Annotated in this window: 7 protein-coding genes; all 7 read left to right on the forward strand. The window is 72.9% G+C overall.

The features are described 5' to 3' along the window. Positions 1 to 102: 102 nt before the first annotated feature. The 7 genes from P1P75_RS36945 (at position 103) to P1P75_RS36975 (ending at position 8,197) form a co-directional block, all read left to right on the forward strand. Positions 103 to 1,101 (forward strand): alpha/beta hydrolase, encoded by a 999-nt coding sequence (locus P1P75_RS36945; protein ID WP_319263699.1) that lies wholly within the window; start codon positions 103 to 105, stop codon positions 1,099 to 1,101. Then, positions 1,094 to 2,431: an acyltransferase gene (locus tag P1P75_RS36950; protein ID WP_319263688.1), complete on the forward strand. Its 1,338-nt coding sequence runs from the start codon at positions 1,094 to 1,096 to the stop codon at positions 2,429 to 2,431. The genes P1P75_RS36945 and P1P75_RS36950 overlap by 8 nt, the downstream gene beginning before the upstream one ends. A 10-nt stretch (positions 2,432 to 2,441) precedes the next feature. After that, positions 2,442 to 3,941, forward strand: a complete 1,500-nt coding sequence (locus tag P1P75_RS36955; protein ID WP_319263690.1) for a sensor histidine kinase — start codon at positions 2,442 to 2,444, stop codon at positions 3,939 to 3,941. Beyond that, positions 3,938 to 4,612 (forward strand): response regulator transcription factor, encoded by a 675-nt coding sequence (locus P1P75_RS36960; protein WP_319263692.1) that lies wholly within the window; start codon positions 3,938 to 3,940, stop codon positions 4,610 to 4,612. The genes P1P75_RS36955 and P1P75_RS36960 overlap by 4 nt, the downstream gene beginning before the upstream one ends. Before the next feature lie 154 nt (positions 4,613 to 4,766). Beyond that, positions 4,767 to 6,125, forward strand: a complete 1,359-nt coding sequence (locus P1P75_RS36965; protein ID WP_319263694.1) for a histidine kinase — start codon at positions 4,767 to 4,769, stop codon at positions 6,123 to 6,125. After that, positions 6,122 to 6,787, forward strand: coding sequence for a response regulator transcription factor (locus tag P1P75_RS36970; RefSeq protein ID WP_319263695.1), 666 nt, complete (start codon positions 6,122 to 6,124; stop codon positions 6,785 to 6,787). Before P1P75_RS36965 ends, P1P75_RS36970 begins: the two co-directional genes overlap by 4 nt. A 189-nt stretch (positions 6,788 to 6,976) precedes the next feature. Beyond that, complete coding sequence (locus P1P75_RS36975) at positions 6,977 to 8,197, forward strand: cytochrome P450 (RefSeq protein WP_319263697.1); 1,221 nt, start codon at positions 6,977 to 6,979, stop codon at positions 8,195 to 8,197. The last annotated feature ends 140 nt before the right edge of the window (positions 8,198 to 8,337 follow it).

Here is an 8,337-nt window from a genome sequence, read left to right on the forward strand (position 1 = left end):
GGTGAGGGGGCGGGGGCCGGCAGGCATCCGCGGGGCGACGAGCGTGCGCGGGACGCCAAGCATCTGCCGGACGACGAGCGTGCGCGAGGCGGTGAGCGTGCGCTGGGCGGTGAGCGTGCGTCGGCCCGTGACAGCTCAACGGTCTGCTCCCGGCGTTGGTTCCGGGCCCTTCTCGCCGTCCTTGTCACCGCCGCCGTCGTCGTTCCGCTGACGGCCGCGGTCCGGCCGCGCATCCCCGCCCCGGCGCCAGCCGACCTCACCCCGGTGACGGCGGCGACGCTGGAGGGGGCGTACGCGGCCAACCGGGCCAACGCGGGGCTGGCGGCCCGCATGGCGGCCGGTCACGGGGACCGGCGCCGAGCCGCCGCCGACCAGGCGCTCGCGGCGCCGTCCCGCAGACTCCTCGCCTTCGACGGCCGCGGTGCCGGCCGGGCGGCCGAGGTCTTCGGCGACCTGGCCCACGCCGGCCGCGTCGCCGTCCTGGTACCGGGCTCGGACACCTCGCTGGACACCTACGGGCGCTTCCGTACGGCCGCCGCGGCCCTGCACCGAGCCCTCACCCGGCAGGCCCCGGCAGGCCCCGGCACCGCGGTGATCGCCTGGCTCGGCTACACCACGCCGGCGACGGTCAGCACCACCGCGATCACCCCGGACCGGGCCGACGAAGCCGCCCCGGACCTGCGGGAGTTCGTGCGAGGGCTGCGCGGCATCACCGGTCCGGACTCCCGGCTCACCCTCGTGTGCCATTCGTACGGCTCGGTGGTGTGCGGGCGTGCCGCCGACGGTCTGGACGTGGACGACCTGGTCCTCCTCGGCAGTCCGGGCACCGGTGCGGACTCGGCGGCGGACCTGCGCACCCGCGCGCGGGTGTGGGCGGCCCGTGGCGGCGGCGACTGGGTGGCGGAGGTACCGCACACCGACGTCGACCTGTTCGGCACGACGGTCGGCTTCGGCACAGACCCGGTGTCGCCTGCCTTCGGCGCCCGGGTGTTCTCCGCCGGGGACGGCGGACACAGCGACTACTTCCGGCCGGGCTCGGCCTGCCTGGCCAACCTGGCCCGGATCGTCCTCGGTGAGACCTCGGAGGTCACCCATGCCTGAGACGACCGCGGTCCGCCCTCCGCGGCGGCACCTCCTTCGGACCGGACACCCCCTGCGGCCCAGACGTCGCCTCCGGACCGGACGCCCCCTCCGGACGAGACACCTCCTCCCGACCCGGCACGTTCTTGCCACCCGTCCCGGCATACGGCGGGCGGCGGGCCGGCTCGACGCGGTCACCCCGCCCGAGCGGGACCGAGCCGTCGACGCCCTGCGGGCCCTGGCGATCCTCGGCGTCGTCCTCGGCCACTGGCTGGTGACCGCGCTCGTCGCCGACGGCGGCACCCTGCGCGCCGCGAGCCCGCTGGGCCCCATGCCGTGGCTGGCGCCGGTGTCCTGGGCCTTCCAGACGCTCGCCGTGTTCTTCATGGTGGGCGGCCATGTGGCGACGAAGAGCCATGCCTCGGCCCGCGCCCGGGGCGTGAGCTACGGCGGGTGGCTGCGGGCCCGGCTGGCCCGCCTGTTCGTGCCGGTCGCCGCCATGACGGGCCTGTGGACGGTGGCTACGGTGTGTCTGCTGCTCGGCGGGGCGTCCTTCACCACCGTGCACACGGTCGTGAAGCTGGCGCTGTCGCCGCTGTGGTTCCTGCTGGTGTTCGCCGCGCTCACGGCGGTGACCCCGCTGGTGGCCAGGCTCAACCCGTTGTGGCCGCTGGCCGTCGTCCTCCACGTGGACCTGGTCCGCTTCGGCCTGGGCGGCCCGTCCTGGCTCGGCTGGGTCAACCTGGCGGCGGGCTGGCTCGTGCCGTACACGCTGGGCGCGGCCTGGACGCGAGGTGAGCTGGAGCGTCGCCGCGCGGGCCGGCTCCTGTGCGCGGGAGGGGCGGTGGCGACGGCGGTCCTGGTCGCTTGGGCGGGCTATCCGGCGTCGATGGTCGGCGTGCCGGGCGCCGCGGTCTCCAACCTCAACCCGCCCACCCTCGCCGCCGTCACCTTCGGCCTGGCCCAGTGCGGCGCCGCCCTGCTGCTGCGCGACCGGTTGCGGCGGGCCATGCGCGGGCCGGTGCTCTGGGCCGCGGTGGCCCTGGTGAACCTCTCCGCGATGACGGTGTTCCTCTGGCATCAGACGGCGCTGATGGCGACCACGGCCACCGGTCTGTCGGCCGGCCGCCTGCCCGGCCTGCACACCATGCCCGACGGGCTGGACTGGGTCGCGGCCCGGCTGCTCTGGCTGCCCGTGTTCACCGCGGTGCTGGCCGTGTGCTGGGCGGCCTTCCACGGGTTCGAGAGCCGGGGCGGGCGGCGCCCGCGGACGGGACCGGCCGGGTCGCGGGTGGTGCGGGTCGGACGGCTGCCGGAGACCGCGGAACCACGGGAGGCCCGTCGTGCATAGGGTGGGCCGGATGAACGGGGTGGAGGAGCGGGTGACGCGCGTCCTGCGGGTGCTCCGCCACGACCTGTGGACGCTCCGCGCGGATCCGCTGCCGCCCTCGGTGTGGCTGCGCTGGCTGCCGCACGGCCTGGTCTGTCTCGTCGCGTTCGGCACCCTGGTCGCCAACGGCGACTTCCTGAGCGACCGCTATCAGCTCGGCACGCAGTTCGGTCCGCTGTGCGCGGTGCTGCAGGGTGTGGCCGTGGTACTGGCGCTGTGGCGTCCGGTGCCGGCGTGGTGGCTGTCGACGGTGGTCACCGTGGTGGTCGCCCTGGTCGCCAGGGGTCGTCTGTTCCACGATCCGCACTCGGGGGACCCGAGCTGGCCGTGGGGCCCGCCCGGCCTGATCGCCCAGTGCACCGTCCTGCTGTTGCTGTCGCTGCGGGTGCCGACCCGGGTGTCGGTCGAGGCGCTCGCGCTGACAACCCTGGCCACCTACGTCGTCGAGGGCGTGATCGGCGGCGCCAACTACGGGCCCTCCGGCACCCTCGCGGTGACCCTGTTCGCTGTCGTCGCCCTCCTCGGAACCGCCCTGCGTGGCCGCCGTGAGGCCCGGCACCAGCTCGTCGAGCAGGCCGGCATCACCGCCGAGGAGCGGGCCCGCCGCACCCTGCTGGAGGAGCGCAACCGCATCGCCCGCGAGCTGCACGACGTGGTCGCCCATCACATGTCGGTGATCTCGATCCAGGCGCAGGTGGCCCCGCATCTGGTGGAGAACCCGTCCGTCGAGCTGCGGGAGAATCTCGAAGGGATCCGGAAGAACGCCCTGGAGGCGCTCACCGAACTGCGCAGAGTCCTCGGCGTGCTCCGCTCCGAGAACCCCGAGGATCCCTACGGCCTCGGCGCGGCCGGCGGCGGAGCCGCCCCGCACGCCCCGCAGCCCACGCTCGACCGGCTCGACGCCCTGATCGACAACACCCGTGCCGCCGGGCTGGACGTCGTGACCCTGGTGCGGGGAAAGGCACCGAAGTATCAGCCGGGCATGCAGCTGTCGGCGTACCGGATCGTGCAGGAGGCGCTGAGCAACGCGCTGCGGCACGCGCCCGGTTCGCAGGTGCGGGTGGAGGTGACCCACGACCGGCGTGGCCTGTCCCTGGAGGTCACCAACTCCCGCCCGCGCGGGCCGGTCCGGTCCTCGCCCGGCGCGGGACACGGGCTGCTCGGCATGCGGGAGCGGGCCGTCATGCTGGGCGGTCACGTCGCCGCACACCCGACACTGCACGGCGGGTTCACGGTCCTGGCGTTCCTCCCGAAGGACGGCGCCGCCCTCCCGCCCGGCGAGGACACCGGCCCGCCCACCGACCTCGAACTGATCTTTCCCGAGCCCCGCCCGAAGCCGCCGACGCCCGAACCGGCGGCCGGGTCTGCGTCAGGAACCCCGTCAGGTCCCGCCTCGGGGCCCTCCGGGAACCCCGTCAGGCCCGCCTCAGGATCCTCGGCCGAACCCCCGACAGGAGACGCAACCAGATGACGAGCGGCACGATCCGCGTACTGATCGCCGACGACCAGCAGATGGTCCGGCAGGGCTTCTCCGTGCTGCTCAACGCCCGGCCGGACATCGAGGTGATCGGGCAGGCGGTCGACGGGCTGGACGCCGTGGCGCAGGTCGCCGAGCTGTCCCCGGACGTCGTCCTGATGGACATCCGCATGCCCGAACTGGGCGGCATCGAGGCCACCCGCCGTATCACCGTCGCCACCCCCGAGATCAAGGTGCTGGTGCTCACCACCTTCGACCTCGACGAGTACGTGTACGAGGCGCTGCGCGCCGGGGCCTCCGGTTTCCTGCTCAAGGACGCCTCCGCCGACCAGCTCGCGGAGGCGGTGCGCGTAGTGGCGGCGGGGGACGCCCTGCTCGCGCCCGGCATCACCCGCAAGCTGATCGCCGAGTTCTCCCGGCTGGACGGCACGCCGCGTGCTCCGCAGAAGGAGCGCGTCGGTGACCTCACCGAGCGCGAGACGGAGGTTCTGACCCTCATCGCGCAGGGGCTGTCCAATGCGGAGATCGCCCGCCATCTCGTCGTCGCCGAGCAGACCGTGAAGACGCACGTGGGCCGGATCCTGGTGAAACTGGGCCTGCGGGACCGCACCCAGGCGGCGGTGTTCGCGTACGAGTCGGGGCTCGTGAGACCTTCCGGTTACTGACCTCCCGGCCCGCGGTTCCTCCCGGCCTGCGGTTCCTCCCGACGCGCGGTTCCGCCCCGACCCGCGGTTTCGCCCCGTAGTACTTGAGAGGGACCCGGCGGAACCCCTCTCACTGGTGACGACCGATACCCCCGTCTCGGCCTACCGTTCTGATGTGACCGAGACGACCCAGACGCACACGACACCGCCGGACGACCCGTACGCCGCCTACAAGCCGCGCAGCCCGGAGATCCGGGCGTTCATGGGAGCCCTGCGGGGGCTGCGGGAGGACCTGTTCCACGATGCCTTCGCCTACCGCCCGCTGCCCCGCCGTGAGCCGGACGGCCGCTTCACCCGCAAGCTGACGGGCCGCAAGCGGGAGTACGCGACCTGGTCGCGCCACCTGCTCGTCGGGGCGGGCGGGGCGCTGGCCGTGCTGATCTCCATCGCCGACGGAGGCGGCGGCATCACGGGCCTGCTGTGCGGACTGCTGGCCCTGGCTCCGGTCCTGTTGACGCTGGTCCGCCCGGCGGGCGCCTTCTGGCTGTCGCTGGTGTCGACCACCCTGGTCGCCACCATCGGCACGGCGTGGAGTGAATGGCCGTGGCTGCCGGGCAGCTTCGTCTCCCACCTCGTGGTGCTGACGGTCGTGGCGATACGCACCCGGCCGCGCACGGCGGCCTGGATGTGGCTGCTGACCGCCGCCTACGGCTTCGTCGCCGAGACGGCCTTCAGCTGGGGCCACTACAGCACCAACGTCTCGCCGATGATGGTCTTCTCCGCCCTGATCCTGCTGGCCGTCACGGTCTGGCACATCCGCCGGCAGGCCGAGGAGGAGGTGACCGCCCAGCAGACGGTGACGGCGCACGAGCGCTCCCGGCGCACCCTGCTGGAGGAGCGCACCACGATCGCCCGCGAGCTGCATGACGTGGTGGCCCACCACATGTCGGTGGTCGCCATCCAGGCGGAGGCCGCGCCCTACCGGGTGGAGAATCCGCCGCCGGAGCTGGAGAAGGCGTTCGCGACGATCCGGGAGAACGCGGTCGCGGCCCTGACCGAGCTGCGCCGGGTCCTGGGCGTGGTCCGCGCCGAGGACTACGAGGCCCCCGACACCCCGCAGCCCACGCTCGCCGAGCTGGACGGCCTCCTGGCCAATGTGCGCGAGGCCGGCCTCCCCGTCGAGAAGGTGGTGACCGGCGCGGTGCGGGAACTGCCGCAGGGCGTGGAGCTGTCGGCGTACCGGATCGTCCAGGAGGCGCTGAGCAACACCCTGCGGCACGCGCCCGGTGCGAGTGCCCGAGTGGAGATCGGCTATGTGCTCGGCGGGCTGGGCCTGCGCATAGTCAACGGCCCGCCGCCCAACCCCGCCCTGGTGAAGCCCTCGCCGGGAGCCGGGCACGGCATCACGGGCATGCGGGAGCGGGTGACCATGCTGAACGGCGAGATGACGGCGGACCCGACGCAGGAGGGCGGTTACGAGGTGGCGGTGTTCCTTCCGGTACCGATGGCCGCCGTGGACGAAGGAGAGGCATGACCATCCGGGTACTGATCGCGGACGATCAGATGATGGTCCGCGAGGGCTTCTCCGTCCTGTTGAACGCGATGCCGGACATCGAGGTCGTCGGCGAGGCGGTCAACGGCCGTGAGGCGGTGGACCGCGTCCGTGAACTGGCTCCTGACGTCGTCCTGATGGACATCCGGATGCCCGAGATGAATGGCATCGAGGCGACCCGGGAGATCGTGGCCGCGGACGGCGCGGCGAAGGTGCTGGTCCTCACCACCTTCGACCTCGACGAGTACGTCTACCAGGCACTGCGCGCCGGAGCCTCCGGCTTCCTGCTGAAGGACGCCTCGGCCCGCCAGCTCGCCGACGGGGTCCGGATCGTGGCCGCCGGAGAAGCGCTCCTCGCCCCGTCCGTCACCAGACGCCTGATCACCGAGTTCTCGAAGCTGAGCGACGGCCCCCGGCTGCCCCGCGGCGCCCAGGCGTCCTACGGCGACCTGACCGACCGGGAGACGGAGGTCCTGGTCCTCATCGCGCAGGGCCTGTCCAACGCCGAGATAGCCGGGCGGCTGGTGGTGGCGGAGTCCACGATCAAGACGCACGTCAGCAGGATCCTGGTGAAGCTGGGCCTGCGGGACCGCACCCAGGCGGCGGTTTTCGCGTACGAGGCACGGTTGGTGAGGCCGGGCTGAGACCCTCACGCCCCCTGATCCACCTGACCACCCTTGATCACCACTGACCTCCCCGTCCTCCTGACGAGCCCGTCTCCTCACGACCCCGTCTCCTGACCACCCCGTCCCCGTGATCACCCCGGTACTCATCCCCTGGTCATCCCTGGTCACCCCTGGTCAGAGGTGGGGTCGACGGGCTAGCGTCCGGTCATGGCAGCAGTCGACGAGTTTCGCTTCGATCCCTGGGACCCGGCGTTCGTGGCCGACCCGTACCCGGCGTACGCCGAGCTGCGGGAGCGGGGGCGGGTGATCCGGTACGAGCCCACCGACCAGTGGCTGGTGCCGCACCACGCGGACGTCTGCGCACTGCTGCGGGACCGGCGGCTGGGGCGGACCTACCAGCACCGTTTCACGCACGAGGACTTCGGGCGGACGGCGCCTCCTCAGGAGCACGAGCCGTTCCACACCCTGAACGACCACGGGATGCTCGATCTGGAGCCGCCGGACCACACCCGGATCCGGCGTCTGGTGTCGAAGGCGTTCACCCCGCGCACGGTCGAGCGGCTGAAGCCGTATGTGGAGCGGCTGGCCGGTGAGCTGGTGGACGGGCTGGTGGCGGCCGGCGGGGGCGACCTGCTGACGGACGTCGCGGAACCGCTGCCGGTGGCGGTGATCGCCGAGATGCTGGGGATCCCGGCGTCGGAGCGGGCCCCGCTCCGGCCCTGGTCGGCCGACATCTGCGGGATGTACGAGCTGAGTCCGTCCGAGGAGACGGCCCGCCGGGCGGTGCGTGCTTCGGTGGAGTTCTCCGAGTATCTGCTGGAGCTGATCGCGGCCCGCCGCAAGGAACCCGGCGACGACCTGATCTCCGGGCTGATCGCGGCCCATGACGAGGGCGACCGGCTCACCGAGCAGGAGATGATCTCGACGGCCGTGCTCCTGCTGAACGCGGGCCACGAGGCCACGGTGAACGCCACGGTCAACGGCTGGTGGGCGTTGTTCCGCAACCCGGACCAGTTGGCGGCCCTGCGCGCCGACCACGGCCTGGTCCCCTCCGCCGTGGAAGAGCTGATGCGCTACGACACCCCGCTCCAGCTCTTCGAGCGCTGGGTCCTCGACGAGATCGAGATCGACGGCACGGTGATCCCGCGGGGCGCGGAGATCGCGATGCTGTTCGGCTCCGCCAACCACGACCCGTCGGTCTTCGCCGCCCCGGACCGTCTGGACCTGACCCGCGGGGAGAACCCGCACATCTCCTTCAGCGCGGGCATCCACTACTGCATCGGCGCCCCTCTGGCCCGCATCGAGCTGGCGGCGTCGATGAGGGCCCTCCTGGCGAAGGCCCCCACGCTGCGCCTGGCGGCGGAGCCCGAGCGCAAGCCGAACTTCGTGATCAGGGGCCTGGAGGGGCTCAGCGTCGAGGTCGGGTAGAGCGGGGCCCGCCCCCGCCCCGCTCTCGTGATGCCCGCTCTCCTGACGGCCGCTCTCGTGATGCCCGCTCTCCTGACGGCCGCCCTCGTGACGCCCACTCTCCTGACGCCCGCTCTCCTGACGCCCGCTCCCCTGACGCC

This window comes from Streptomyces sp. ID05-39B, from assembly GCF_033794725.1.
In the GTDB taxonomy this organism is placed as follows: Bacteria; Actinomycetota; Actinomycetes; order Streptomycetales; family Streptomycetaceae; genus Streptomyces; species Streptomyces bobili.